The following is a 25,468-nucleotide window of genomic DNA, read 5'->3' as shown; positions in this document are numbered from 1 at the left end:
CTCGCCTTCGGTCTTGCACTCGCCTTCGGTCTTGCACTCGCCTTCCGTTCGTCTTCTTTCGCCGACCGTCCGACCAGTTCGACGGTTCCGCGCCCGTGAGCTAGCGTTATCCGCTCCAGTACCGTCCCGGTACTCGATGACGCCGCCGAGTCGAACGGGAGTCGTCGAGACGGAGTCGGCACGACTGGTCTACGACGTGGCTGGCGAGGGGGAGGCCGTCGTGCTCGTTCACAGCGGCATCGCCGACCGTCGGATGTGGGACCCGCAGTTCTCGACGCTGGCCGAACACTATCGGACGGTTCGCTACGACATGCAGGGGTTCGGCGACTCGGCGTTCGTCGCCGAGGGGACCGACCGTGGAGACCTCGTGGCGTTCACCGGTGCGCTCGGCATCCCGCAGGCACACCTCGTGGGGAGTTCGTTCGGAGCGAGCGTCGCACTCGACGCGGCGCTGGAACACCCCGAACTCGTCCGGTCGCTCACGCTCGTCGGCCCGACCGTCGGCGGCCACGACTACGAGGGAACCGGCCCCGAGTGGAAGGCGGTTCTCGACCGATACGAGGCGTCCGTCGAGGCGTTCGAGGCGGGTGCCTACCGGGAGGCGGCCGAACACGAGGCCGCGCTGTGGGTCGTCGGGCCGGGCCGCGAGACGGAGGCCGTCGACGCCGACCTCCTCGAGCGCATCGTCGAGATGGACGACCGAGCGTTGCGGATGGAGGCGGCCGGGAGACGCCGCGAGGACGCGAGTGTACTCGACCCACCGGCCGCCGACCGACTCTCCTCGCTGTCGATACCGGTCCACGTGGTGGTCGGTGCGTACGACCTGCCGAGCGTCGGGGAGGCGGCCGGACTCCTCGTCGAGCGGGCACCCGACGCGCAGCTGTCGGTGGTCGACGACGCGGCCCACCTGCCGAACCTGGAACGACCCGAGGCGGTCACGGACCTCCTCTTGGAGTTCTGGGCGAGCGTGGCCGAGGGAACGACTTAACTGTCCGCCCGCGACAGTTCGAGACATGAGAGAACCGTTCGCCGATCCTCGCTCGCCACGCCGCCGATGAGCGTCACGCGACAGATTCGGTCGGACCACCAGCTCGCCCGCCTCCTCCAGATCGGGATGGTGCTCGAAGAGGTCGTCGAGGCCCGTGCCGCCAAGCACGTCCAGGAACTCGACGACGAGGCACTCGACGACGAGGTCCGGGCGTTGCTCGAACACGCCGCCGAGGAGTCCGCCGACCATCGTCGACGGCTCGAAGCACTCGTCGCCGAACTCGACGCCGAGAGCGTCCCGTTCGACCAGATCGAGGCACTGGTCGAAGCACAGTACGGCCAGACCAAACCCGAGGACTTCGACGGCGTCCTCTACGACCAACTGTACAACGAGGAGACCGCGTACAAGTTCTACGACGACGTCATCGACGCCATCGAAGCGTCGGAGGCCCGTTTCAGTATCGACAGGGGTCGCCTCGTCGAGACGCTCGCCTCGATCCGCGAGGAGGAGGCTGACGGCGTCAAGGAGGTCACCGACCTGATGGAGGCCCGGTGATGAGCGCCTCCCGAGACCGACGTGCCGGCCGACGACCACAGTCCGTCCCCCGGAGGTTCGTATGAACACGGCAGACCAGTACCTGAAAGCAATCTACCTCATCCAGGAGCAGGAGAACGGACCGGCGGCGACCGGCCGACTCGCCGACGCACTCGACGTGAGTCCCGCCAGCGCCAACGAGATGATCGGCAAACTCGAAGGCCGTGGCCTCGCAGACCACGAGAAGTACAAGGGGGTCTCGCTGACCGACGAGGGCATCGTCCGCGCTCGGGAGGCGCTTCGCAACTACTGCATCATCGAACGGTTCCTCGTCGAAGTGCTGGAGGTCGAGGAGTTCCGCGTCGAAGCCCGGCAACTCGAGAGCGTCATCGACGACAACGTCGCCGACCGCCTCGACACCATCATCGACCGCGAGTCGGAGTGCCCGGACTGTTTCGACCCCGAAGCCGACGTCTGTACGCTCCTCGAAGCGGAGTATCCGCTCGCGGACTCGGAAGCGGCGGACTGACGCCGCGGCCTCCCTCGCCCGGCGTGAACGGTAACGCTATTGTACGCGACCCAACTACCACCCAGTGCAGTCCCGTGGTGTAGTGGCCAATCATAATGGCCTTTGGACGAGGTCGGTTCCGAGCGTCCTCGGAGGCAAGCCATTGACGGCGGTTCGAATCCGCCCGGGACTATGTCCTCCGTCTTCAGCAGGAAGATAGCGTCGCGTGCTCACCACGGGCGTCTGCTCGGAGTCCGTCGCTACCCGGTACGGGGAGGAGCGTGAAAACGGCGAGACGGGGAACGTGGACACCAACACCGTGCGTCCGTAGCGTCCGTCGGGAGCCACACCCACCAGTTCGGGGTCACTGCCCCGACGAGAGTAGTGTATACGAGATGATAACTGATGCGGCGTTCGACGGGGACTGTCCCTCTCCCGCGACAGTTCCGGTTACATGTAGGCGGCGTCCCAGCGCGTCGCCTTGCTGAGGTTGCCACACTCGTTGCACTCGATGCGGCCCATCGTGTCGACGGCGACGTCGAGGCTCTCACAGTTCGTACAGTAGTAGCCCCAGCGGTCGCCACGGTCGGCGTCGGTGTAGACGGCGAGGAACGGCGCGAGCGTCGCGCGGTCGGAGTCGTTGTAGTCGACGAACAGTTCGCGGCCGTCGTCGTTCGTGATGGGTTCGAGTTCCTCGGGGTCGTCCTCGACGTAGACGTTCTCGACGTAGTCCGAGCCGTCGATGTCGACCTTGCCGGAGCTGACCTTGACGAACCCGAAGTGTTCGTAGAACTCGTTTCCGGCCGTGTTGTCTTGGAGAACGCGCCCGCGCATCCGGCCTGCGCCCATGTCCATCAGTCGCTCTCGCGTGGCGTCGAAGAGCGTGCGAGCGATGCCGTCGCCACGGTAGTCCGGGTCGACGTGGAGCCAGTTCAGGTCGCCGTCGCCGCCCTCTTCGAGGAGGACCGCCTCGCTGAACCCGAGGAGCGCGTCGTCGCCCTCGGCGACGAGGAAGACGAGGTCCTCGTCGTCCAGTTTCTCGGCCATCGTGTCGTCGTCGTACCACTGTTCGACCGCCCCCTCTATCGTCTGTGGACTGAGCGTGTAGGAGGCCTCCATCGAACGGTGGGCGAGCTCCCGAATCGCCTCGGTGTCGTCGTGTTCTGCTGGGCGAATCTCCATGACCTGTCCTCACCGGGCGGGCAGATAAAAGTACGCGCGGCAACGCCCTGCCCCCGCGGAACCCGCCGTTTCGGGGGACACTCCACCGCCCGACTGTGCCGCCGGTCCGCTCGTCAGTCCAACTCGAACGTGATACGCTCTCTCTCTCGGCCCTGTGTCGTCCGGCCCGTCACACGGACCGTGCCGACGTCGCTCGTCGTGGAGACGTGTGTCCCGGCGCAGGCGGTTCGGTCGAACGGGTCGTCGCCCTCGGCGTCGCCGCCGACTTCGACGATGCGGAGTTCGGTGATGCTCTCGGGGAGGAGGTCGATGCGGGTCCGTTCGGTGTCGAGGGTCGCTTCGGCCGTCTCGCGGTCCATCGTGTACCACTCGACGGGTCGGGCGTCGTCGACGAGTTCGTTCATCCGCCGTTCGACGAGTGCGAGGTCCTCGTCGTCGAACCGCTCGTAGGCGGCGTCGAGTCGGGCGTACTCCGTACTCAACTGGTTGCCGACGGTCTTCGCGTCGAACTCGTCGAGCAAGAGCGCAGAGAGCAGGTGCTGGGCGGTGTGATAGCGCATGTGCGCCCAGCGGCGCTCCCAGTCGAGTTCGCCGACGAGGGTCGCCCCCTCGCTCGGCATCCCGGTGGTCCCCGCTGCCGGTTCGAGGTGGTGGTGGACGGTATCGCGCTTCTGCACGTCCACGACGCGCCAGCGGTCGGTGGCGTCCGCACCGTCTTTCTCGTCGCCGTCGCCACGCTCGACCGAGAGCGTGCCGTGGTCGGCGGGTTGTCCACCGCCTTCGGGGTAGAACAGCGTGGTGTCGAGGACGACCCGGTCGTCGAGCATCCGGTCGACGGTCGCCTCGAACCGTCGCTCCGACGAGGCCGTCAGGTACCGTGGTTCTGTCACGGCGGACGGTCCGGTCTCGTAGGTATTTTAGCTGTCGTAAGCCTCAAGAGCGGAACTGTTGTAATTACGGCCAATATGAACGAGTTCACCCTCCGGAGGTGGTAGCGTGGGGGTCGAAATCCGCGAATCTCCCGTCTCAGACGACGCGTTCGAGCGGATGCAGACGTTCGTCCACGACTACCTCGACGCGAGCGTCCAGAGCGAAGAGACCGGCGGTCGGATGCGCTGGTACCCGTGGCACTCCGCGGACTACCGGTTCAACCACATCCTCAACGTCGTCGACCTGGCGTCGCGCATCGCCGAGCGAGAGGGCGCGAACGTCGACGTCGTCCGCGTCGCCGCGCTGTTCCACGACATCTCCAAACTCGAAGCCGACCAGGATGTCCACGCCGAGGAGGGCGCCCGCGTCGCCCGCGAGTACCTCGCTGCACACGGGGAGTACCCCGAGTCGTTCGTCGAGGGAGTCTGTGAGTGTATCACCGACCACTCCTATCAGGGGCCGCTGACGGACCTCTCACTGGAGACGAGATGTCTCATCGAGGCCGACCTGCTCGACAAGGTCGGGGCCAACGGGACGACGCTGATGCTCCTGCGAATGGGTTACGAGGCCCGCACCCACATGGACGCCAGCGAGATGGTCGCCCGTGTCCTCGAACGCGGCGAGGACGCCGTCGAGCGTATCGAGTCCGACACGGCCGAGTCCATCGCCCACCAGCGTCTCAAGCGCGTCCGGTGGTTCAAGGAGTGGCTCGAAGGAGAGGTCGCCGAGATGGAGACGACCGACCCGCTCGACGAGTTCCGCTGACCCGGTCTCCGCCCGTCCCTCGACGACTCACCACTCGACGAGCAGTGGTTCGAGCAGCGGGTACAGCACGTCGAGGAGGGTCCTCGCCGCGTCGTAGAGGAAGTAGACGCCGAAGCCGGCGAGGACGAGCGCACTGGCGACGGCGACGACGGGTGTCAGGCGCTCGACCCGTCGCTCGGCCGCGACCAGCGCGGCGGGGAAGCCCGTCACCCAGCAGGCGATACCGCCGAACAGGCCGACGAGCAGTGCGGGACTCCCGGTCTCGACGACCAGCACACCGGTCAGCGAGTCCGAGAGCGCCGCCAGCACGTCGAGCGTCCCCGGTTCGAGCAGGCCGACGCCGACGGTCAGCCAGAACAGCACCTGATACGGGTTCGTGATGGCGAGGACGAACGCCTTGTGGAATCCCTTGCCGTCGGTCTCTGCGTCACGGAACCCCGTGCGGAGTTCGACGGCCGCACCGTAGGCAAAGTAGAGCATCAGCACGCCACCGACGCCGACCATCGCGGCGTGGACCACCGGATAGCGGGCGACGACGGCGACGACGCCGAGGAGCGCGCCGACCATGAACAGCAGGTCGGCGACCATCGCACCCAATCCGGCCCGGAAGCCGGAGAACCAGCCGTTGACCACGCTCTCCTCGGCGATGACGGCGTTCATCGGCCCCGGTGGAGCCGCGAGTGCGAGGCCGAACACTACACCCGCCAGGAGCGTCGTCAGGAGGGCCATCTACTCCGTCTATCGCACTCGCGGACAAAACCGTTCGGTTGCACGACGAGGGTTCATACCGGAGGCCGAGCCTACCGCCCCCGTGCGCTGAGCACGGCCACGAGCGTCCCACCGGGCCGGATTCCAGAACCCGCCCGACCCGCGGCCGACACCGTCGCGGCGTGCGTCACACCGCTCGTGTTCTCCCCTCGTGTCGCCTGCTCGCCCCTCGGTGTCGAGCGTCCCGACCGATCCCTCAGATGCCCTGTCCCATCAGGTGACTGCGCAGCAGGTCCGCGTCCTTGTTGCCCGTCGAGGTGTTGACGAGCACGAGCGTCGCGTCCTCGTCGAACCGGTCGGCCACCGACCACGCGCCGCTCGCCGCCGCGGCCGCCGAGACACCCATCTCGATGCCCTCGTGGCTCGCCACCGTCGCCGCACTCGACAGGATGTCCCCGTCGTCGGTCGCCACCGCACCGCCGCCGCTCTCGCGCAGCGCCGTCTGAACCAGTCGCCCGCCGCGGGGGTCGGGGTCCTCGAGTCCGCCACAGACGGTGTCGGGGACCTCCCACGGGTCGTGGGTCGGGTCGCCGGCCTCGAACGCCTCGGTGACGGGAGCACAGCCGGCCGCCTCGCAGGCGTACAGCGGCGGCACGTCGTCGACCAGACCCAGGTCACGGAACTCGCGTGCGCCCTTGTGAAAGCCGACCAGTCCCGCCGTCCCGTCGAGCGGGTAGAAGACGCCGTCCGGAGCCTCCCAGTCCAGCGCCTCCAGCACCTCGTAGGCGAGCGTCTTCGTCCCCTCGTGGCGGTACGGCGTGGCGAACGCTTCGAGCGAGTACCAGGACCCGTCGACGAGCGCGTCCTCGAACGCCGCGCGTGCGTCGGGGAGGCGACCCTCGACGACCTTCATGGCCCCGCCGTGGACGTTGATCATCGCCTTGGTGACGAACGTCGACCGGGAGGGGACGAACGAGTGACTGTTCAGGCCGGCGCGGGCGGCGTGGGCGGCCATCGACTGGCCCGCGTCGCCCGTCGTCGCCAGCGCGACGTCCTCGGCACCGTGCTGAACGGCCGCCGCGACGGCCATCCCTACCCCCCGGTCTTTCACCGTCCCGGTCGGGTTCTGTGCCTCGTCTTTGACGAGCACGCGTCCGACGCCCAACTCCTCGGCGAGTCGCGGCGCTTCGAGGAGCGGCGTCCCGCCCTCGCCGAGCCACGCCCGCGCGTCGGCCGGGAACGGGAGCAGGTCGCCGTACTTCGCCGGACCGGTCGGTCGGGATTCGAGTTGCTCACGCGAGAGCGTCACGGAGTCGTAGTCGTAGGTCGCATCGAGAACCCCGCCGTCCGGGTGGTGGGTCGTCGTCGGGTCGAAGCGCTCGTCGGTCTCGGGACAGACCAGTCCCTCGAACGCCGAAGTCGTCTCCATGCCGGAGGGTTCGGACGGAACGGACTAAGCCGTGTCCGTCTGGCCGTCGCGGTGGGCTTTTTCTCCTCGCCCCGAGTGGTGGCTCGTATGTCACACGTCGCGGTCGTCGGTGGCGGGCTCGCGGGGCTGGTCGCGGCCCGTCGACTCGCCGAGTCGGGGGCCGAAGTCGAACTGCTGGAACGGGAGGAGACGGTCGGCGGCCGCGTCAGGACGGCCCACGAGGACGGGTTCACGTTCGACCGCGGGTTCCAGGTGCTGTTCACCGCCTACCCCGCCGTCCAGCGAGAACTCGACCTTCGTGCGCTCTCGTTGCGCCGGTTCACCCCCGGTGCGGTGCTCGCCCGCCCACGCCATCGGTCGGTCCTCTCCGACCCGTTGCGCGACCCCGGTTCGGCCACGGAGACACTGTTCAACCGAGAGATTCAGCTCACGGACAAACTCCGGACGTTCGCGCTCCAGCGTGAACTGCGCCACCGCGACCCCGACGAGGTTCTCGACGGTCCGGACGACACCATCGAGTCGTATCTCGCGGCGCGGGGGTTCTCACAGGCGTACGTCGAGAACTTCGCCGCGCCGTTCTACGGCGGTATCACGCTCGACCGCTCGCTCGGGACGTCGAGCGCCGTCTTCGAGTACACGTTCAAGATGCTCTCGGCGGGCGACATCGCGGTGCCCGCCGACGGGATGGGAGCCATCGGCGAGCAGCTCGCCGACACGGCGGCCGAAGCGGGCGCGACCATCAGAACGGGCGTCCCCGTTCGGAGTCTCGACACGACCGGTGACGGGGTTCGAGTCGACACGCTCGACGACGAGGTGCACGCCGACGCCGTCGTCGTCGCCACGGACCCGAAGGCCGCCGCTGACCTGACCGGCGTCGAGACGCCGACCGAGAGCCGGGGCTGTGTCACGCAGCACTTCTCGCTGCCCGCACACGTCGACCTGGAGACGGGTAAGCGACTGGTCCTCAACACCGCCGACGACCGCCCGAACCAGGTCGTTCCCATGACGTCGGTCGCCCCCGAGTACGCTCCCGACGGGCAGCAGCTACTGTCGGCGACGTTCCTCGGGACGCCGACGCAGGACGACGACGTGCTCGCCGCCGAAGTCCGCGAGGCGCTCGAATCGTGGTACCCCTCGCGGCGGTTCAGCGAACTCGACCTGCTCCGGACCGACCGCATCGAGTTCGCGCAGTTCGCCCAGCCACCGGGGTTCCGCGACACGCTCCCGGACGCCGACGCGCCCGCCGGACCGGTCGTTCTCGCGGGCGACTACACTCGGTGGTCCTCCATCAACGGCGCGCTCGACAGCGGCCGAGTCGCGGCGGAGACCGTCGGTCGTCACGTCGACTGAGCCCCGTCCCGACGCCACCACGTACTGTCCGGTCGCCCGAGCACCGTCGTCGTTCGTGGAGAGACATTCCGAAACGGTTATGTGTTGTTGGTCGTTCCTCACGTGAGCGAAATGGTGACAGTGGGCAACGGACGTGCGCGAGGGAAAACAGGGAGCGGGCGATGAACTGTATCAGCTGTGGACTCGGCGCGGGGTACAACCGCGCCGTCGTCGACACCGTCACCGACACCGAACTCGGGGGGTTCTGCTTCCGGTGTGAGGAGTCGGAGTTCGGTCGCTGTCTGGACCGCGGCGACTGGACGTCGTCGGACGGGTGTGCGCTCTGTGACCGCGACGGCTACTACGCGCTCCCCGAGTGGAAGCCGTACCACGAGGCGGTCGGCGGCCGCACGGTCTGTAAGGTGGACTACTGCATCGACGCGGAGACGCTCCGGTTCTGTGACGAGCACTTCCTCTGTCTACGGCGAGACGACGGTCGGACGACGACGCCGGACGGTCGACCCGGCGACACCAGACACCCGGAGTGACGGTGGCCGTATCGCCACCGACGGCGCTACCGTCGGACCTCACAGCAGTCGTCTGAGCTCTCCGAGCCGTGGGAACCGTCGAGTCTCGTCGCTCGCCTCGTCGCGCACGACCGGCCGGAACCGGTCGACGTCCGGCACCAGCGGCGACCGTTCGAGCGTCCCGCGTCCGTAGCCGCCGTTGACCGAGACGCCGCTGGCCAGTCGGGTGAACGCCGGGAGGACGAGTACGTCGGCACCGTCGTAGACGCCCTCACCGAGCAGGTAACACGGCCAGTCGTCGCCTTCGATGGTGATCTTCGGGTGGTCGTGGCCGACGACGTAGCGAGGGGCGTCGAGTTCCGGTGTGGCGTGGCCGTGGCAGACGACCGTCCCGTCGTCGAGGCGGTACTCGGCGTCGGCAGGGCCGTCCCACACCGAGTCGAGCAGCGTGTCGTGGTTCCCGGGCGTGACGACGAGTCGTGCCCCGCCTTCGCGGACGACCCGCTCCAGGGCGGCGAGACTGTCGGGAACGTCGTCGGGAACCGTCGAGAACGAGTGGAGCACGTCGCCCGCGAAGACCACCGCCTCGGGAGCGAACCGCTCGACCAGTGCGGTGAGTCTGTCGGTCAGGTCCGCCCGTTCACCGAGCGAGAACTCGACGCTGCTCCGTGTGTCCTTCCCGAGGTGGAGGTCGGCGAGGACGAGCGTCCCGTCGAGGAACACGGCCCGGTCGGCGAACGAGAGGTCGGCGAGCGCCACGGTGTCAGGGACTCACGCAGCCTGTTCCCGTGCGGCGGCGTACGCCTCCTGTAGCTGTCTGAACGCTTCGGGGTCGCCGCCCTGGTCCGGGTGGACGGTCTTGACGCGCTGGCGGTACGCCTGTCGCACCTCGTCCTCGCTCGCGTTCGTCGACAGGCCGAGATGGGCGAACGCCGCCGGGTTGGGGTCGGGTCGCCCGGCGAGTCCGTACTCGCCGTCCCCGCCCTCGTCGTCGAACCCCACCTGGGGGGTCTCGAAGGGGAGTCGGCCGCCGAGGCCCACCCCTGGGAGTTCGTGTTCGACGAGCACGGCGTCGGTCCGGCCGCCGGCGTCAGTGTCGATGGCGAGGAACGTCCGTGCGTCGAACGTGATGGCGACGTCCCGTTTGGGGAGGTAGAAGTCGACGGTGTGGCCCTCGACGAAGTGGCGTTCGGCGAACGGTTCGTCGATGTGTGTGAGGTACTCACGAATCTCGGTGCGGCGACGTGACTCGGTGTCCTCACCCCTGCCCGGTCGAATCGGTGGGTCCGGGAACAGCCGCCCCCCGACGACGAACGTACCCGCGACGAGGACGCTCAGGGCCACGCCGATGAGCACGCCGAGGAACAGCCAGTTGGGAAGCGCCACCACCACCGTGTTCACACTCTCCATTGGGCGGTTGGACCGAAAAGTCTCTCGGGACGTCGTCGCCGTACGTCGTCGAGGAATCGCCACCGAACGGAGTGTGAAGACGCGTCGTGCCGGGGGCTCAGCCGATGTAGCGCAGGTCGTCGTCGCTCGGGGCCTGGCCCTGCTCCATCTCCTGTATCTTCTTGACGACCTCCTCCATCTCCTCTGCACGCTCTTCGAGGGAGTCGTAGCCAACGTCGAAGTCGAGGATGGTCTGGAGCACTTCGAGCACCGCACGAGCGCTCTTGGGGTCGACGAGGTAGCCCGACGTCTCCCCCATGAGACAGGCGGCGGGGAGGTCACGGCGTTCGCCGAGGCCGAGCAGCAGGCCCGAGACGCCGACGATGCCGCCGGCGGGTTCGTCCTCGCGGAACTCAACGAGTGGGTCGAGTTCGTCGCGCAGGCCGTCGTCGGAGGCGGCGGCGATGACACCGTACTCCTCGATGAGTTCGCCCGTCGGGACGCCGCCGAGGGCGAAGACGCGTTCGACGCCGTGCTCGGCGGCGACGTCGAGGATGCGGTCGGTCAGGCGGTAGTGGCCGACGGTGTCCTGCGCCTGGTGGTCGCCGGTGAGCACGAGCATGTCCGTCTCGGGGACGGCGTGGAACTCGAGGCAGGCGAGCTGCGACCGGCCGTCCTCGACGGTCACCTGTGGGGGGAAGTGCTCGGAGTAGAGACGAGCGACGAGCGTCGCGTCGAACTCCTCGAGGAGGTGTTCGGCCGCGAGTTTCCCGACGTGCCCGACGCCGGGCAGTCCCTCGACGAGGACGGGCGCGTCGAGAGTGGCCTCGTCGAGTCGCTCGATTTCGAATTCGTCCATAGCCCTCACTGGCGCTCGCGTCGCTTAAGTGCGCGTCGGTACTCGCCGTAGCGGTCGGTCGGGTCGAACGGCGCTGGGGCGCTGTTGACCGCGTCCGCGCCACACTCGGGACAGGTGTCACCGAGCGTGTAGACCGGCCGGTCGTGGGCCACACGCCAGTCGCCACAGACGTGGATGTCGGATCTCATCCGCCTATCGGGTTACTCGTCGTCCGTCTGTCGCTCGCGGTGGAACTCGGCGGACCCACCACGCTCGCCGATGGCCGCTCGTGCGCGGTCGGCGCTCTGTTCGAGCGCGTCCTCGGCGACCTTGTAGTTCGGTGCCTTCACCTTCACGCGGTACTCCGGCGCGCCGACGTAGGTGACGGTGAGTTCGATCTCGTCGGGCACCTCGCCGTTGCCCTCTGCGGCTTCGAGCGCGTCACGGACGTCGTCGACACCCTCGGGACTCGACGAGCGCAACTGGAGGTAGCCGGTGACGTTGACGTACGGGACCGAGACGTTCTCGCGGGCCGTCTCGACGATGGTGTCGACGTCCTCGTCGTCGAGGTCGGTCGGTTCGAGCGCCTCCTTGCCGTGGATGGCGGCCTGCTCGAAGCCGTCGTAGAGCGACCCGAACTCGTTGTAGAGGCCGGTGGCGACGGTGGTGTACTGCTCGTCGCTCATCTCCTCGCCGAACGCGAGGGTCATCCACTTCTCGGCCTTGCGCTCGTTCTTCCAGTCCTGTATCTTGTCCGAACGCTGGTGGTCGTTGACGTCCTTGATCGAGAGGTCGATCTGCTGGCTGGACTCGTTGACCTCCAGCACCTTACAGACGACCGTCTCGTCGACCGTGACGTGGTCACGGACGTTCTTGATCCACCCGCTGGCGACCTCGCTGACGTGGACGAGACCGCGTCGGTCCTGGTACTCCTCTAAGTCGACGAACACACCGAAGTCCTCGATCTCGTCGACCTTGCCGACGACCAGTTCACCCGGCTCTGGCCAGCCACTGAATTTCATGTACGATGGGTAGCTTGCTCGCGTGGTTAAACCCTCCGTCATGCGCAGTGTGGTCTCACGACGACCCTCGGAACTCGGAGTTATGTTCGTTCGGGGACTACTCCCTATCGATGGGAGCCATCGACCTGACCCTCCTCGACCGGGGCCGCGTGCACGCCGACACGAACTTCGTCGTCGACGGGGACGCCGTCGCTACCGCGAGCGACCGCGACCCGGACCACGACTACGCCGAGTTCGTCGTCTGGAACCTCGTGATAGAGACGCCCGAGACGACCATCCTGTGGGACACCGGCTCGCACCCGGAAGCGGGCGACGGCTACTGGCCACGGCCGCTCTACGAGGCGTTCGCGCACGTCGACGCCGCCGACCACACCCTCGAAGGCGACCTCGGCGACGCGGGCTACGCGCTCTCGGACATCGACGCCGTCGTGATGAGCCACCTCCACCTCGACCACGCGGGCGGGCTGAAGGAGTTCGCGGACACGGACACGCCCGTCTACGTCCACCGCGAGGAACTGCCCTACGCGTACTTCTCCGCGAAGACCGCCGAGGGCTCTATCGCGTACTTCGCGCCGGACTTCGACCACGACCTGAACTGGCAGGTCGTCCACGGGGACCGCTCACAGCTCGTCCCCGGCGTCGAACTGCTCCACCTGCCGGGACACACGCCCGGTCTCATGGGGGCGCTCATTCGGCGTGACGCCGGGAACGTCCTCGTCGTCGGTGACGAGGCGTACGTCGACGCGAACTACGAGGACGGGCAGTCGATGGGGGCCGGACTGCTCTGGTCGAACCGGGAGTGGCGCTCCAGCCTCTCGTACGCCCGTGACCTCGAAGCACGCCACGACGCGACGGTGATCCTGGGCCACGACCTCGACCGGTTCCGGCGCGTCCGCGACGAGCTGTAGGGGGTATCGGTCGGTCCACCCCATCGAACGAGGGGACTGTACTATCAGTATAGTCGGTACAGTCACGATAGCGTACTCGTAGGCCTACCCATGACCGACGAGACACCAATCGGTGCGAAACGCGCCAGTCGAAGCATCGGCCGGATTCCGTTCGGCTCGCCGACGCTCGACGGCCGGTTCAGCGGGATTCCGGCCGGCAGCAGCGTCCTGCTCTGTGGCGCGCCCGACGCCGGGACGGACGCCTACGCGCACACCCACGCCGCGTCGCTGATGACCGCTCGCTACTACCCCGGCATGTACGACGGGCGAATCACGACCCCCGACATCCTGCCCGAGAAGGTCCACTACGTCACGGTCGACCGGACGCGGAGCCACCTCCTCCACGAGATGGACTCGGTGCTCGGCGCACGGCGGTTCAACACGCTCACCGAACACCTGCACATCGAGGACTTCTCGGACCGCTTTCTCGACCTCACGCCGATGCCGCCGTCGCTCCGGCAGGCCGCTCGCGGGGACACGACCGCGGACGACGGCCCGTCCGAGCGTGACGACGCCACCTTCGACTCGTTCCTCGGCGAGGTGAGCGACTACCTGGTCTCCGTCGGCGACGACAACATGGTGGTCTTCGACTCGCTGACCGCGCTCAACGGCGCACGGGCGTTCGGTCTCTCGCAGGCGGACATCCTCGGGTTCCTCAGTGGCATCCGGAGCGCCGCGGAGTCGTGGGGTGGTATCGTCTCCGTGCTCCACCACGCCCGCCCCGAGGTGATTCGCGCGGACGAGATCGTCAACACCGCGCTCCACGGCTGTCTCTACTTCTACACCAACGACAGCGGGACGAACGCCCAGAAGACGATGCGCATCGGCGAGTTCGGTGGTGCGCTGAGTCGCCGGCGACAGGTCGTCTACGACACGCAGGTCACCGACTCGGGGTTCTCCATCAGTAGCAACAGACGGGTCTGAGACCGTCGCGCGGGACGGGGGCGTCCCGTGACCTCGACTCAGCGACCGCCGTCGGTCTCGACCATCCCGTACGTCGAGTTGAGGTGGTCGAGGATCCAGTCGACCGTGCTGGGGTCGTAGGTCCAGAAGCCGTAGAACTCGCGGGGTTCGCGCTCCTCGGCGAGCAGTGCGCACTTGTTGGAGTCGACGCCCGCACCGTCGTAGATGACGAACCACGACCTGGCGATCTCCTCGGCCCGTTCGATGTGGACGGTGAACCCCTCGTGGCTGGGGACGTCGATGTCGGGGTAGCCGTACGCGTGGACGTCGAGGTTCCGTTTCGAGGCGAGTTGCTCGTAGACGTCCAGCTGTGACTCGATGATGGAGATGTTCTGAAAGCCGGCGTGGAGCTGTCCGGCACCGATTCGCCACGCGCGGTCCTCTATCTCTCTCGACGCCGCGACCATCTGTTTGGCGTCGTAGGAGGTGAACATCGTCTCGTCGAGGTGGTCGAGGATGGCGCGATGCCGACCGCCCTCGAAGTGTGGGTCGGCGTCGAGCGTCGGGTTCCGTATCTCGTCGAGGCTCGCTGCGGTGATGAACTCCTCGCCCTTGCTGAGGACGACGTACTCCTCCGGTCCGTCGATGGTGGTCCCCTCGGTGACGATCAGGTTCCGGTCTGCGAACCGTTCGCGCAGGTCGTCGGCGGCGTCGCTGTCGGCGTTGAACACCGTCAACACCATCTCGTGGGCTTCGACGCCGGTGATCAGTTCCGTGAGGGACATCTCGCTAGACGGGGTCACGCCACCCCTGGATATAGACCTTTACCCGACGTGCGACGGGCCCCGAATCCGCAGTCGTCCGCGTCCGCCCCTGGCGGCTTGCGAACTCGTCTCGCCGACCGAACGTCCACGAACGTTCGACCGGGTTCTGCCTGTCGGACGGTGGGTCGAACGGGCGTGGGGCTATCACCCGGAAACCCTCATTATCAATGTGTGCTAACACATGATAAACGCTTTAGTCGGGAGCAGTCGTTTCTCGCATAGGGCCTTCGGGCCACGACCTACTATGACTACAAACGAACTGGTCTGGCGAATCGCCGGTGGCTCCGGTGACGGCATCGATTCGACCAGCCAGAACTTCGCCAAGGCGCTGATGCGTTCGGGCCTCGACGTGTTCACGCATCGCCACTACCCGTCGCGGATTCGCGGCGGCCACACGTACGTCGAGATTCGAGCGGCCCCCGACGAAGTGAAATCTCGGGGCGACGGCTACAACTTCCTCCTCGCGCTGGGGGACTCCTTCGCTCGGAACCCCAAGCAGGAAGCCTACTACGGCAACGAGGAGGTCAAACCGCTGACCGAGAACTTAGACGACCTCCGCGAGGGCGGAATCATCGTCTACGACGAGGGACTCCTCGACGAGGAGGACGTCGACGACCTCGACGAGCGTGCCGAGGAGGAGGGCTGGCACGTCTACCCCGTCGACCTCCGCGGTCTCGCGCGCGAACACGGCCGCGAGGTCATGCGCAACACCGCCGGTGTCGGCGTCACCTGCGCGCTCATCGGCATGGACCTCGACCCCATCGAGGAACTGATGGAAGAACGCATGGGCGGGGACATCCTCGAACAGAACATCGAGATCCTCCGGATGGCCCGCGACCAGACCGAAGAGAAGGAGTTCACTCACGACCTCGACGTGCCGACGGGCACGCACGACGACACGCAGGTACTCGTCTCGGGGTCGACCGGTATCGCCTACGGCGCGCTCGACGAGGGCTGTCGGTTCATCGCGGGCTACCCGATGACGCCGTGGACGGACGTCTACACCATCATGACCCAGAACCTGCCGGATATGGGGGGCATCTCCGAGCAGGTCGAAGACGAGATCGCCGCCGCGGCGCTGGCGATGGGCGCGTCCCACGCCGGCGTCAAGGCGATGTCGGGGTCGTCGGGCGGCGGGTTCGCCCTGATGAGCGAACCGCTCGGCCTCGCCGAGATGAACGAGACGCCGATCGTGCTCGTCGAGTCGATGCGTGCCGGCCCCTCGACCGGGATGCCGACGAAACCCGAGCAGGCCGACCTCGAACACGTCCTGTACACGAGTCAGGGCGACTCCAACCGCGTCGTCATGGCCCCAGGGACGCCGAGAGAGGCGTACGACCAGACGCGCAAGGCGTTCGAGATCGCCTGGAACTACCAGATTCCGAGCATCATCATCTACGACCAGAAGCTCTCGGGCGAACTCGTCAACGTCGACGAGTCCTTCTTCGACCGCGAGCCCAACCCGTCGCTGGGCGCGACGCTCACCGAAGACGAGATTTCGGAGGCCGCCCACCACGCCTCCGGGAAGTTCCAGCGCTACCTGCACGACCCCGAGAACGGGGTCAGTCCGCGGACGATTCCGGGCCAGAAAGGTGGCCGGTTCCTCGCGTCGGGGAACGAACACACCCCCGAGGGACACATCAGCGAGGACCCCGGCAACCGCGTCGCCCAGATGGCACGCCGCGAGCGCAAACTGAACGCGATTCGCGCCGACCTCGACGGGCGCGACCAGTCGAACCAGACGCTCCACGGCGACGGCGACGCCGAGTACGGTATCCTCACGTGGGGCAGCCAGCAGGGCACCGTCGAGGAGGCCGTCGACCGTCTCAACGAGGACGGTCACAGCGTGAAGTCGCTCGGCGTCTCCGACATGATGCCGTACCCCGAAGACGAGGTCGAGGCGTTCTTAGAGAGCGTCGACGAGGCGCTCGTCGTCGAGATGAACGCCTCCGCACAGTTCCGCGGGCTCACCCAGAAGGAACTGGGTCGCTACGGCGAGAAGATGACGAGCCTGCTGAAGTACAACGGCAACCCGTTCGAACCCCACGAGATCGTCGAGGGGTTCGAAGCGAGTATCAACGGCGGGGACTTAGACAGCGAGACCACCAAGTTCGTCCCCGCGGCAGGTGACTAATCATGAGCGCATTCTCAGCAATCGGCGAGGACCGAGACGTCGACCAGAACGAGTACACTCCCGGTATCGAACCGCAGGCGACGTGGTGTCCGGGCTGTGGTGACTTCGGCGTCCTGAAGGCGCTGAAGGGAGCGATGGCCGACCTCGGGAAGGACCCCGAGGAGATACTGCTGGTGACCGGCATCGGCTGCTCGGGGAAGCTCTCGAGCTACTTCGAGTCCTACGGCTACCACTCCATCCACGGTCGCTCCCTGCCCGTCGCTCGGGCGGCGAAACTCGCGAACCCGGACCTCGAAGTCGTCGCCGCGGGTGGCGACGGTGACGGGTACGGCATCGGCGGGAACCACTTCATGCACACCGCCCGCGAGAACCACGACATGACCTACATCGTGTTCAACAACGAGATCTTCGGCCTGACGAAGGGCCAGACCTCGCCGACGAGCCCGAAGGGTCACAAGTCGAAGACCCAGCCCGCCGGGTCCGCGAAAGACCCCATCCGGCCGCTGTCGCTGGCGCTGACCTCCGGTGCGTCGTACATCGCGCGCACCGCCGCGGTCAACCCCAACCAGGCCAAGGAGATCATCAAGGAGGCCATCCAGCACGACGGCTTCTCGCACATCGACTTCCTGACGCAGTGCCCGACGTGGAACAAGGACGCCCGACAGTACGTCCCGTATACGGACATCCAGGAGTCCGACGAGCACGACTTCGACGTCACCGACCGCCGCGAGGCGGGCGAGGCGATGTACGAGGCCGAGTCCGCGCTCTACGAGGGCGAGGTGCTCACCGGTCGGTTCTTCACACAGGACAACCGCCACTCCTACGGCCAGGAGAAGCGCTCGCTCGGCGAGATGCCCGAAGAACCGCTCGCGGAGCGGTACTTCGACGACGACTACGAGTGGGAACGGTCGTACGACCTGCTCGACGCCCACAAGTAAACGGCATCAGGGCGTTCCGTTTCTTTCGATGGCGTGTACGTCGAGTAGCGACGCGTAGTTGGCTCGACGTCCCCTCGATGAGTCCCGTAAACCGCTGCTGGAGAGGCTTCGAAAGCCCCGACTCGCTGGACTCGGTGGGGCGGCAACGCCGCCGCGCAGTCGCCCCCTTTCAGTCCGCCCGGGACGACTGTGCAGCCAGCTACCGCGGGTGGACTGAAAGCGGCCGTGCTCTGGTGAGCCGAGACGTTCACGAGAGCTTCGCTCTCGTGAGCCAGCCAGAAGCCTCCGGCTTCTGGTGACGAAGTAAGCACCACAGCGACCGAAAGGAGCGAGGAGCGCAGCGAGTCGCAGTCTCCCAGAGCACAGGGACTTTCGAGGTGGTTCCAGACTCGCTGACAGCACTGCAGGGAACCAGTCCAACTCCTAGCCGTTTTCTGGTTCGCAAGGTATTTTTTCGCGGACGCAAAAACAGGTTGTATGAGTGCGGACACCACCGAGGATCGCATCCTCTCTGTTCTCGAAGACGATGCGCAGGCCTCCTACGCCGACATCGCAAAGCGAGCGGGGGTGTCGAAGCCGACGGTGCGTAAGTACATCGACAAACTGGAGTCTGACGGAGTCATCGTCGGCTACTCGGCCGACATCGACCCGAAGAAACTGACGAGCAAGTCCATCGCCATGGTCGGTATCGACGTCGCCAGCGAGCGCTACGTCGAGGCGACCCGCGAACTCCGAGGGTTAGAGGAGGTCGAGTCGCTCTACTCCTCCTCCGGCGACCACATGCTGATGGCCGAAGTCCGGGGCACCGACGGGAACGCCGTCGGGGACGTCATCGCGGACCGCATCCTCACTATCGACGGTGTCACCGCCGCTCACCCCTCGTTCTTACAGGAGCGGTTGAAGTAGCGCCGTCGACGCGCTCTCGGCCCCGTCGCACCTCTGTTTTGCCGTCGTCGTTGCCGTCGCCGTCGGCGTTTTACGGCGCTCGCGCGTATCGACGGTATGCCCACCTACCGACGCCAGACGCGCGTCCGTGCGCCGTTCGACGAGGTCTGGGAGTTCCACTCGGGTGTCGCGGGACTGGAAGCGCTCACGCCGGCGTTCATGAACCTCCGTGTCGACGACGTGGTCGGCCCCGACGACGAACGGGACCCGGAGGTGCTGGAGACGGGGAGTCGCATCCACGCCTCGGTCCGGCCGTTCGGCGTCGGTCCGCGCCAGCGCTGGGTGTCGGTCATCGTCGAACGCGAGGAAGGCGACGGCGTCGCGTACTTCGTCGACGAGATGGAAGACGGGCCGTTCCCGCACTGGCGACACACCCACCGGTTCTACGCCGACGGCGAGGAGACGGTCGTCGAGGACGAGGTGGAGTACGAACTGCCCGTCGTCGGCACGGTGGGACCGCTCGGTGACGTCGGGTTCGAGCCGATGTTCCGCTATCGCCACCGCAGAACCCGCGAACTGCTCGAAGGGTAGTCTACCTCAGTCGGCGATGTCGATGTTGGTCGCCTCGTCGTCGGCCGTCGTCTCGTCGCCGCTCTCGTCGCCGTCGTCGGCCGAGGCCTCGGCGTCGTCGGCAGCCTCCTCGCCGTCCGCGTCGAGGTAGTCTTCGAGCAACTCGACGTTCCTCCGACTGGCTTTGAAGAACATGTCGAAGAGGTCCCCGAGCAGCGGGACCGACCCGAAGAGGAAGTCGACGACGACGTTGGCCGTCATCCGCGCGACGGTCCTCTTCGGTGCGCCCAGTCGGGCCGCTTCGAGGACGATGTACGACGACGCGACGGCGGTGACGGCGTCACCGGCGACCGGGAGCACGCCCAGAATCGAGTCGAGGCCGATTCGCTGGTCGGTTCCCGGAATCGGGACCGCGTCGTCGAGCAGGTTGGCGAGGAACTGACAGCGTTCGAGCGTCTCGTCGGCATCGGTGAGTGCCATCGTCACCCCGTACCGGCGGCCCACTGATAACGCCGCGCCCGGCAGAGCGCAACCAGTTTACCCATCGTCCGCACACGGTGTGACGTGGCGATCCCGACACGAACCGAGTCACCCGTCGTCTCACCAGCGTTCGGCCTCGGTGTCGCGGTCGTCGCCGTCTCGACGAGCGCCATCCTCGTCGACCTCTCGTCGGCCCCGAGTCTCGTCAAGGCGTTCTACCGCGTGCTGTTCACGCTCCTCGTGGTCGGTCCTGTGGCCCTCGTCCGTCATCCCGACGCCTTCGGGCGACTGACGGGCCGCGACTACCTCGGCGCGACGGTCGCGGGGACGGCGCTCGCCGTCCACTTCGCCACCTGGTTCGAGAGCCTCCGGTGGACGAGCGTCGCCGCCAGCGTCACCCTGGTCCAGGCCCAACCCGTCTTCGTCGCACTCGGCGCGTTCTTCGTCCTCGACGAGCGGTTCTCCCGCCGGATGGCCGTCGGTATCGCCGTCGCGCTCGGGGGGATGGTCGTGATGTCCGCCGGCGAGTTCCTGTCGGGGGCCGCCGTCGCCGGCAGTCGACCGCTCTACGGCGACGCGCTCGCACTCGTCGGGGCGGTGATGTCGGCGGCGTACGTCCTCGCCGGTCGCTCGCTCCGACAGCGGGTCGCGCTTCTGCCGTACGTCACCGTCGTCTACGCGGTCTGTGCGGTCGTCCTCCTCGGCCTCGCGGTCGGTGCAGGCGAACCGCTCGTCGGCTACCCGCGCGAGGAGTGGCTGTTGTTCGCGGCGATGGCGCTCGGGCCGGGCCTGTTCGGTCACACGGTGTTGAACTGGGCGCTCGCACACGTCGAGTCGTCGGTGGTGAGCGTCTCGCTGCTCGGCGAACCGGTCGGGAGTACGCTGCTGGCGGTGGTCGTGCTCACCGAACTCCCGACGACGGCGACGGTGGTCGGTGGTGCGGTGGTCCTCTCGGGTATCTACCTGACGGCCAGCGACCGACCCCCGGACGCGGCGGTGGACTGACTCGTTCTGTCGCGGGTCACGGAGTCCGTTCCGACGAGGTTCCGCCCTCGATGGTGACGGTCACCGTCACCTGCGCTGGCGTTCCGTCGTCGTGTCGGCTCGCGTCGACTCCGAACTCGTCGGTGACGACGTACCGACCGGGCGGATAGCCGTCGTGGTACGGTCGGTACGTGAGTATCGCGTACTCCACACACTGCTCGGCCTCTGGGTCGAGTCGCGTGGTGATGGCGTGCATCGAGTCGTGGAACGCCTCCTCCATCGCCCAGGTCGCGTCGGTCGGTTCGTCGGGAACCACTTTCGGGTCGCCGTCGTTGCGTGTCGGGTAGACGATGATACGACGTGGTTGCGCTGCGTCCCGCGCGGAGTACTGACTCAGCGGCATCGACCCACCCCCGGAGACGTCGTGAGTGACCGTCCCGACGTTCTGGAGACAGAGCGTGAACGACGGTGGACGCGTCGCCGTGGCTGGGCGGACGTCGGTGACGTCGAGTTCGAGGTCCGAACAGTCGGTGGTCAGTGACGCGTCGACAGAGAACACACCGTGGCGTCCGTCGGGAACGGGGAGATACCTGTCGGAAAGTCGACTACCCGATGATGATGTCGTCGAGACCCTCGTCGTCGGTGGCCGCGTCGTCCGAGTCGGCTGTCTCCTCCGGCCCCTCCGTCACTTCCGCTTCCTCCTCGGACTCCTCGACACGTTCGACGGCCGCTGCGACCTCTGCCTGCGACGCACACGTCGTCGCGGCGTCGTGGCTGGCGTCGCCTTCGTCGTCCGTGTCCGTCGCGGCGGTGTCGGCGTCGGTCGCCTCCGCGACACGCTGGAGTCGTTCCGGGAGGTCGGCGACCGCTCGTTCGCCCGCCTGCGTGGTCTCACACCCGGTCACCGATTCGAGCGCCCGCAGTCGCTCCTGTACCTCGACGTACTCGTCGAGGAGGTCACGAAGCTCCCGCTGTAGTTCCCCCACTTGCGCTTCGAGAGCCTCGTCGCGACGCATTTGCTGTTGATTCGTTCCTCGTATCTTATAAGTCTATGTCAGACGACCCCGTGGTACCCTCAGATGGGAGTCTCCATCGAAGCCCCCGCTGGTGAGGGTCGGCTCGTCGTCGTCGCGTTTATACGACGACCCGTCGAAGCGCGCGCCATGGCGAAGCTTGCCGCGCTCGACGGGTCGGAACCGCGAGCCATCGACACGCACGCACACCAGCCGACCGCCGAGTTCCTCGAAGACGCCGGTGGCGAGATGATGCAGGACGCCGCGACCAAGTTCGGTACGAGTATCGAGACGTGGGACTACGACGCCATGCGCGAGGAGTACCACGAGGCGGGTGTCGGTAGGGTCGTGATGCTCGGGTGGGACGCCGAGACGAACACGGGCAACCCGCCGGTGTCCAACGACTACGTCGCGGAGGTGCGCGACGAGTACGACGACTTCATGGTCTCGTTCGGCAGCGTCGACCCGCTCAAAGACGACTGCGTGCAGGAGGCGATTCGCTGCGTCGAGGACCTCGACCTCTCGGGGTTCAAGTTCCAACAGATCGCACAGGGGTTCGACCCGAGCGACGAGCGCCACGACCACCTCTGGAACACCATCGAGGACCTCGGCGTCCCCTGCGTGTTCCACGGCGGGAACTCCACGCTCGGCGCGGGGACGCCGGGCGGTCGCGGCCTCAAAATCAAGTACGGCAACCCGATGCTGCTCGACGACGTGGCCGCCGAACACCCCGAGATGGACATCCTCATCGCCCACCCGGCGTTCCCGTGGGAGAAACAGCAACTCGCCATCTGCCAGCAGAAGGGCAACGTCTACATGGACCTCTCGGGGTGGCTGCCGAAGTACATCGACGAACAGGTGCTCCAGTACGCCGGGAGCGTCCTGCAGGACAAGGTGATGTTCGGCACGGACTACCCGATGATTCGTCCGGAGCGGTGGCTCGACCAGCTGGCCGAGTACACCGACTTCTCCGAGGCGGTCCAGCGGAAGATCCTCTGGGAGAACGCCGAGACGTTCCTGGGACTGTAACTCGCCCGACCGTCGTTCGGGACGGTGTCGCAAGCCTCTTCGATTAACTCCTTGGGACGTCATGGGGCAGCATGGCATTCGAATCGACCGTCTCGCGGGCGAAAGCGACCGGTGCCGTGTTCAGCGAGAAGAACGTCACCTTCCTCGCCGGCAGTATCGCCTACAGCGCGTTCGTCTCGCTGGTCCCGCTGGTGATGTTCTTCTTCCTCGTCGTCGCGCTGGCCGGTGCACCCGAACTCCAGGACAGCATCGTCACGGTCGCCACCGAGAACGTCTCGCCCGCCGTGGGCGAGGTCATCGGCGTGATGATCGATTCACAGAGCGAGTCCGGGACGGGGTCGGCCGTCGGTGCCTCGATAATCGGCATCCTCACGCTCGTCTGGGGGGCTATCAAGGTGTTCCGCGGGCTGGACACGGCGTTCTCCGAGATCTACGAGACGACCGCCCAGGAGTCGCTCGTCGGGCAACTCAAGAAGAGCCTGCTCGTCCTCGTCGTCCTCACGGTCGGTGTCGTCGCCATGGTCGGGGCGACCAGCGTCGTCGCATACCTCTCGTTCGTCCCGTTCGTCCACGTCGTCGTCCCGCTGGTGCTCGTCGTCGGCCTCGTCCTCGCGTTCTTCCCCATGTACTACCTCTTCCCGGACGTCGACCACGAGCCACGGGACGTGCTTCCGGGAACCGTCTTCGCGGCCGTCGGGTGGACCGTGTTGCAGGTGCTGTTCCAGGTGTACGTCTCGCTCAGCGGTGGCGGCGGGAACCTCGTCGCCAGTATCCTGCTGTTCGTCACGTGGCTCTACTTCACCGGTGTCGTCTTGCTGCTGGGCGCGACGCTCAACGCCGTCGTTCTCGGGCGTGTCGGTGACGTCGTCGAGACCCCCGCCGGGAGAGCGACCAGAACGCGGCCCTGACGTCACGCCGAGCGGTCCCGCCGTGTTCGGGCCTCCTCCGAGGAGTCGTCGACCGGACCACGGGGGGCGGTCGGCCGTTCAGACGACCCGGAACACGCGAATCGTGTCGCGGTTGGTCGGTTCGCAGACGATTTCGGCCAGGCCGAGGTCGGTGAACACCCGGTTCCAGTTGCGGTGATACAGCGGGAAGTCGTCGTTGACGACGCTCACTTCGTGGTCGTCGCGGCCGCGTTCGGGGCTGTTGCCCTCGTTCTCGGCGGTGACGAGCAGGTCGCTCGTGACGCGGATCAGCTCTTCGAACACCGCCTCGTCATCGGGGTGGATGTGCTGGAGCGTCTCGACGGAGTAGACCACGTCGAAGGCGTCGTCCTCGAACTCGGGGACGACGTCCTCGATGGCTCCCGTGTGGAAGGTCCCCGTCTCGGCGAGTCGGGGGAACTGGTCGGCCATCACGTCGAACGACTCGGCGTTGATGTCGACGCCCGTGAGGTTCTCGTAGCCCGCCTGCCGGAGGTGGTCGAGGTGCCGCCCGGCGCTACAGCCGACTTCGAGGATGGTCGCGTCGTCGGGGAGATAGTACCCGAAGACCGATTCGAGCGTCTCGCTCACCTCGTTCGTCCCGATGTGTGCGTAGTACTCGGGGGAGTACTCACCCGACCGCTCGGCCCAGCCGCGTCGGTTATCCTCGGGGTCCATGCGCCACGTCCCGCCTCGGGGGAGTTAAGCCCCGCCGTCTCGGGTCGCGTGACTCGCCCGGCGGGCCGGCGTCGGACCGTCGCCACCGCCGCGGCGGTCGTCTCCCCGGCCGCCGGTCGAGGGCCCGACGGTTGCACCGAGCGGCCCACGTCGGGATGCAGCGTGGCCGGAGCGTTGACGGTGGTGGCTACCGTCGACCGACCATGACACTGGACGCGTTCTCGCTGGCCGGGTCGGTCGTGATCGTCACCGGCGGCTCTCGGGGAATCGGCGAGGAGACGGCCGTGGCGATGGCCGAGGCCGGGGCGGACGTCGCCGCCGTCGCACGGAGCGAGGGGGCTCTGGAGGAGACGGTCGAGCGCATCGAGGGGACCGGGTCGAGCGGTGTCGCCCGCACCGTCGACGTGACCGACGACGACGCCGTCGCCGGTCTGGTCGACTCCGTCGCCGACGAACTCGGGCCGGTCGACGTGCTCGTCAACAACGCCGGGACGAACCCGTACTTCGGCGACACTCGGAAGCTCGACACCGAGACGTTCGAGCACATCACGGACGTGAACACCACCGGCGCGTTCCGCTGTACGAAGGCGTTCGCACGGCACGTCGCCGACCACGATGGGACGGGGGTCGTCGTCAACGTCGCCAGCGTCGGCGGCGTCGTCGGCCTCCCCTATCAGGCCCCGTACACCGCCTCGAAACACGCGATGGTCGGCCTGACGAAGAGCCTCGCCGTCGAGTGGGCTCCCGACATCCGCGTCAACGCGCTCGCGCCGGGCTACGTCACGACGGAGTTCACGAAGGGCGTCCGCGAGAACGACTCCATCCGCGAGGACCTGCTGTCGAACATCCCCGCCGACCGGTTCGCCGACCCCGAGGAGTTGGCGTACGCCGCCGTCTACCTCGCCAGTCCTGCGGCGGCCTACGCCACCGGCGAGGTCCACGTCGTCGACGGCGGGATGACCGCTCGCTGAACCGGCTACACGCGCCCCCACACCAACGTTCAAGCCA

General features: G+C 67.1%; 30 protein-coding genes and 1 tRNA gene. 17 read left to right on the top strand and 14 right to left on the bottom strand.

All coding sequences use genetic code 11. From position 1 onward, the window contains the following. Window positions 1–136: 136 nt before the first annotated feature. The 4 genes from GQS65_RS18425 to GQS65_RS18410 all read left to right on the top strand — a co-directional run bounded on the left by GQS65_RS18425 (window position 137) and on the right by GQS65_RS18410 (window position 2,223). Window positions 137–988 (top strand): alpha/beta fold hydrolase, encoded by an 852-nt coding sequence (locus GQS65_RS18425; protein WP_158206089.1) that lies wholly within the window; start codon window positions 137–139, stop codon window positions 986–988. A 66-nt stretch (window positions 989–1,054) separates the two neighbouring features. After that, window positions 1,055–1,543: a ferritin-like domain-containing protein gene (locus tag GQS65_RS18420; protein ID WP_158206088.1), complete on the top strand. Its 489-nt coding sequence runs from the start codon at window positions 1,055–1,057 to the stop codon at window positions 1,541–1,543. Between the two features lie 61 nt (window positions 1,544–1,604). Beyond that, a complete protein-coding gene (locus tag GQS65_RS18415; RefSeq protein ID WP_158206087.1) occupies window positions 1,605–2,051 on the top strand; it encodes a metal-dependent transcriptional regulator in 447 nt (148 codons plus the stop codon). Between the two features lie 68 nt (window positions 2,052–2,119). Continuing rightward, a tRNA-Gln gene (locus GQS65_RS18410) sits at window positions 2,120–2,223 on the top strand. 257 nt (window positions 2,224–2,480) lie between these two features. Here GQS65_RS18410 and GQS65_RS18405 read toward each other — a convergent pair. Both GQS65_RS18405 and GQS65_RS18400 read right to left on the bottom strand, forming a co-directional pair. Then, entirely contained in the window at window positions 2,481–3,212 is a 732-nt protein-coding gene (locus GQS65_RS18405) for a GNAT family N-acetyltransferase (RefSeq protein WP_158206086.1), read from the bottom strand. Between the two features lie 113 nt (window positions 3,213–3,325). Then, window positions 3,326–4,102: an alanine--tRNA ligase-related protein gene (locus GQS65_RS18400; protein ID WP_368280324.1), complete on the bottom strand. Its 777-nt coding sequence runs from the start codon at window positions 4,100–4,102 to the stop codon at window positions 3,326–3,328. 106 nt (window positions 4,103–4,208) lie between these two features. Between GQS65_RS18400 and GQS65_RS18395 the strand changes: the two genes are divergently transcribed. Continuing rightward, window positions 4,209–4,907 (top strand): HD domain-containing protein, encoded by a 699-nt coding sequence (locus GQS65_RS18395; protein ID WP_368280323.1) that lies wholly within the window; start codon window positions 4,209–4,211, stop codon window positions 4,905–4,907. Between the two features lie 27 nt (window positions 4,908–4,934). Here GQS65_RS18395 and GQS65_RS18390 read toward each other — a convergent pair whose 3' ends face one another. Continuing rightward, window positions 4,935–5,603: a LysE family transporter gene (locus GQS65_RS18390; protein ID WP_368280327.1), complete on the bottom strand. Its 669-nt coding sequence runs from the start codon at window positions 5,601–5,603 to the stop codon at window positions 4,935–4,937. A gap of 268 nt (window positions 5,604–5,871) precedes the next feature. Further along, window positions 5,872–7,044 carry a pyridoxal-phosphate dependent enzyme gene (locus GQS65_RS18385; protein ID WP_158206084.1) on the bottom strand — a complete coding sequence of 391 codons (1,173 nt, stop codon included), beginning with the start codon at window positions 7,042–7,044 and terminating at the stop codon, window positions 5,872–5,874. Window positions 7,045–7,131: 87 nt separating this feature from the next. Between GQS65_RS18385 and GQS65_RS18380 the strand changes: the two genes are divergently transcribed. Both GQS65_RS18380 and GQS65_RS18375 read left to right on the top strand, forming a co-directional pair. Next, window positions 7,132–8,394, top strand: coding sequence for an NAD(P)/FAD-dependent oxidoreductase (locus tag GQS65_RS18380; protein WP_158206083.1), 1,263 nt, complete (start codon window positions 7,132–7,134; stop codon window positions 8,392–8,394). A gap of 161 nt (window positions 8,395–8,555) precedes the next feature. Beyond that, window positions 8,556–8,921, top strand: a complete 366-nt coding sequence (locus GQS65_RS18375; protein ID WP_158206082.1) for a hypothetical protein — start codon at window positions 8,556–8,558, stop codon at window positions 8,919–8,921. A 39-nt stretch (window positions 8,922–8,960) separates the two neighbouring features. On the opposite strand, the gene GQS65_RS18370 is transcribed toward GQS65_RS18375, so the two are convergent. From GQS65_RS18370 to GQS65_RS18350, 5 genes are all read right to left on the bottom strand, one after another. Further along, window positions 8,961–9,659 (bottom strand): metallophosphoesterase, encoded by a 699-nt coding sequence (locus GQS65_RS18370; protein WP_368280322.1) that lies wholly within the window; start codon window positions 9,657–9,659, stop codon window positions 8,961–8,963. Window positions 9,660–9,671: 12 nt separating this feature from the next. Continuing rightward, window positions 9,672–10,301 carry a DnaJ domain-containing protein gene (locus tag GQS65_RS18365; RefSeq protein ID WP_368280321.1) on the bottom strand — a complete coding sequence of 210 codons (630 nt, stop codon included), beginning with the start codon at window positions 10,299–10,301 and terminating at the stop codon, window positions 9,672–9,674. 106 nt (window positions 10,302–10,407) lie between these two features. Then, window positions 10,408–11,148, bottom strand: coding sequence for a proteasome assembly chaperone family protein (locus GQS65_RS18360; protein WP_158206080.1), 741 nt, complete (start codon window positions 11,146–11,148; stop codon window positions 10,408–10,410). Window positions 11,149–11,153: 5 nt separating this feature from the next. Continuing rightward, complete coding sequence (locus tag GQS65_RS18355; RefSeq protein ID WP_158206079.1) at window positions 11,154–11,336, bottom strand: RNA-protein complex protein Nop10; 183 nt, start codon at window positions 11,334–11,336, stop codon at window positions 11,154–11,156. Between the two features lie 12 nt (window positions 11,337–11,348). Beyond that, window positions 11,349–12,149: a translation initiation factor IF-2 subunit alpha gene (locus GQS65_RS18350; RefSeq protein WP_158206078.1), complete on the bottom strand. Its 801-nt coding sequence runs from the start codon at window positions 12,147–12,149 to the stop codon at window positions 11,349–11,351. Window positions 12,150–12,259: 110 nt separating this feature from the next. On the opposite strand from GQS65_RS18350, the gene GQS65_RS18345 reads away from it, so the two are divergent. Both GQS65_RS18345 and GQS65_RS18340 read left to right on the top strand, forming a co-directional pair. Then, window positions 12,260–13,057 carry an N-acyl homoserine lactonase family protein gene (locus GQS65_RS18345; protein WP_158206077.1) on the top strand — a complete coding sequence of 266 codons (798 nt, stop codon included), beginning with the start codon at window positions 12,260–12,262 and terminating at the stop codon, window positions 13,055–13,057. Between the two features lie 90 nt (window positions 13,058–13,147). Continuing rightward, window positions 13,148–14,020 carry an RAD55 family ATPase gene (locus tag GQS65_RS18340; RefSeq protein ID WP_158206076.1) on the top strand — a complete coding sequence of 291 codons (873 nt, stop codon included), beginning with the start codon at window positions 13,148–13,150 and terminating at the stop codon, window positions 14,018–14,020. Between the two features lie 38 nt (window positions 14,021–14,058). Here GQS65_RS18340 and GQS65_RS18335 read toward each other — a convergent pair whose 3' ends face one another. Beyond that, window positions 14,059–14,784 (bottom strand): DICT sensory domain-containing protein, encoded by a 726-nt coding sequence (locus GQS65_RS18335; RefSeq protein WP_158206075.1) that lies wholly within the window; start codon window positions 14,782–14,784, stop codon window positions 14,059–14,061. Window positions 14,785–15,067: 283 nt separating this feature from the next. On the opposite strand from GQS65_RS18335, the gene GQS65_RS18330 reads away from it, so the two are divergent. From GQS65_RS18330 to GQS65_RS18315, 4 genes are all read left to right on the top strand, one after another. Further along, window positions 15,068–16,957 carry a 2-oxoacid:acceptor oxidoreductase subunit alpha gene (locus GQS65_RS18330; protein ID WP_158206074.1) on the top strand — a complete coding sequence of 630 codons (1,890 nt, stop codon included), beginning with the start codon at window positions 15,068–15,070 and terminating at the stop codon, window positions 16,955–16,957. A gap of 2 nt (window positions 16,958–16,959) precedes the next feature. Then, on the top strand, window positions 16,960–17,895 hold the full coding sequence (locus tag GQS65_RS18325) for a thiamine pyrophosphate-dependent enzyme (RefSeq protein ID WP_158206073.1): 936 nt from the start codon (window positions 16,960–16,962) through the stop codon (window positions 17,893–17,895). Between the two features lie 477 nt (window positions 17,896–18,372). Further along, window positions 18,373–18,801 carry an HTH-type transcriptional regulator LrpA1 gene (gene lrpA1 / locus GQS65_RS18320; protein WP_158206072.1) on the top strand — a complete coding sequence of 143 codons (429 nt, stop codon included), beginning with the start codon at window positions 18,373–18,375 and terminating at the stop codon, window positions 18,799–18,801. A gap of 96 nt (window positions 18,802–18,897) precedes the next feature. After that, window positions 18,898–19,371 carry an SRPBCC family protein gene (locus GQS65_RS18315; protein WP_158206071.1) on the top strand — a complete coding sequence of 158 codons (474 nt, stop codon included), beginning with the start codon at window positions 18,898–18,900 and terminating at the stop codon, window positions 19,369–19,371. Window positions 19,372–19,377: 6 nt separating this feature from the next. On the opposite strand, the gene GQS65_RS18310 is transcribed toward GQS65_RS18315, so the two are convergent. Then, the gene (locus GQS65_RS18310; RefSeq protein ID WP_158206070.1) at window positions 19,378–19,830 is read right to left on the bottom strand and encodes a DUF4112 domain-containing protein; all 453 of its coding nucleotides are present in this window, start codon (window positions 19,828–19,830) and stop codon (window positions 19,378–19,380) included. A gap of 90 nt (window positions 19,831–19,920) precedes the next feature. On the opposite strand from GQS65_RS18310, the gene GQS65_RS18305 reads away from it, so the two are divergent. Beyond that, window positions 19,921–20,835, top strand: coding sequence for an EamA family transporter (locus tag GQS65_RS18305; RefSeq protein ID WP_368280326.1), 915 nt, complete (start codon window positions 19,921–19,923; stop codon window positions 20,833–20,835). Window positions 20,836–20,851: 16 nt separating this feature from the next. On the opposite strand, the gene GQS65_RS18300 is transcribed toward GQS65_RS18305, so the two are convergent. Together GQS65_RS18300 and GQS65_RS18295 are read right to left on the bottom strand one after the other, a co-directional pair. Then, complete coding sequence (locus GQS65_RS18300; RefSeq protein ID WP_158206069.1) at window positions 20,852–21,373, bottom strand: hypothetical protein; 522 nt, start codon at window positions 21,371–21,373, stop codon at window positions 20,852–20,854. A gap of 46 nt (window positions 21,374–21,419) precedes the next feature. Then, window positions 21,420–21,830 carry a DUF7518 family protein gene (locus GQS65_RS18295; RefSeq protein WP_158206068.1) on the bottom strand — a complete coding sequence of 137 codons (411 nt, stop codon included), beginning with the start codon at window positions 21,828–21,830 and terminating at the stop codon, window positions 21,420–21,422. 147 nt (window positions 21,831–21,977) lie between these two features. Between GQS65_RS18295 and GQS65_RS18290 the strand changes: the two genes are divergently transcribed. Next, window positions 21,978–22,856, top strand: a complete 879-nt coding sequence (locus GQS65_RS18290) for an amidohydrolase family protein (RefSeq protein ID WP_158206067.1) — start codon at window positions 21,978–21,980, stop codon at window positions 22,854–22,856. A 71-nt stretch (window positions 22,857–22,927) separates the two neighbouring features. Beyond that, window positions 22,928–23,764, top strand: coding sequence for a YihY/virulence factor BrkB family protein (locus GQS65_RS18285; protein WP_158206066.1), 837 nt, complete (start codon window positions 22,928–22,930; stop codon window positions 23,762–23,764). 78 nt (window positions 23,765–23,842) lie between these two features. On the opposite strand, the gene GQS65_RS18280 is transcribed toward GQS65_RS18285, so the two are convergent. Then, window positions 23,843–24,460 carry a class I SAM-dependent methyltransferase gene (locus GQS65_RS18280; protein ID WP_158206065.1) on the bottom strand — a complete coding sequence of 206 codons (618 nt, stop codon included), beginning with the start codon at window positions 24,458–24,460 and terminating at the stop codon, window positions 23,843–23,845. A 203-nt stretch (window positions 24,461–24,663) separates the two neighbouring features. Between GQS65_RS18280 and GQS65_RS18275 the strand changes: the two genes are divergently transcribed. Then, a complete protein-coding gene (locus GQS65_RS18275; RefSeq protein ID WP_158206064.1) occupies window positions 24,664–25,431 on the top strand; it encodes an SDR family NAD(P)-dependent oxidoreductase in 768 nt (255 codons plus the stop codon). Window positions 25,432–25,468 lie beyond the last annotated feature (37 nt).

Origin of the sequence: Halomarina oriensis (assembly GCF_009791395.1) — an archaeon.
Taxonomy (GTDB): Archaea; Halobacteriota; Halobacteria; order Halobacteriales; family Haloarculaceae; genus Halomarina; species Halomarina oriensis.
Note: the sequence above shows the minus strand (reverse complement) of the source record. Positions and strands in the feature narration are given on the sequence as shown.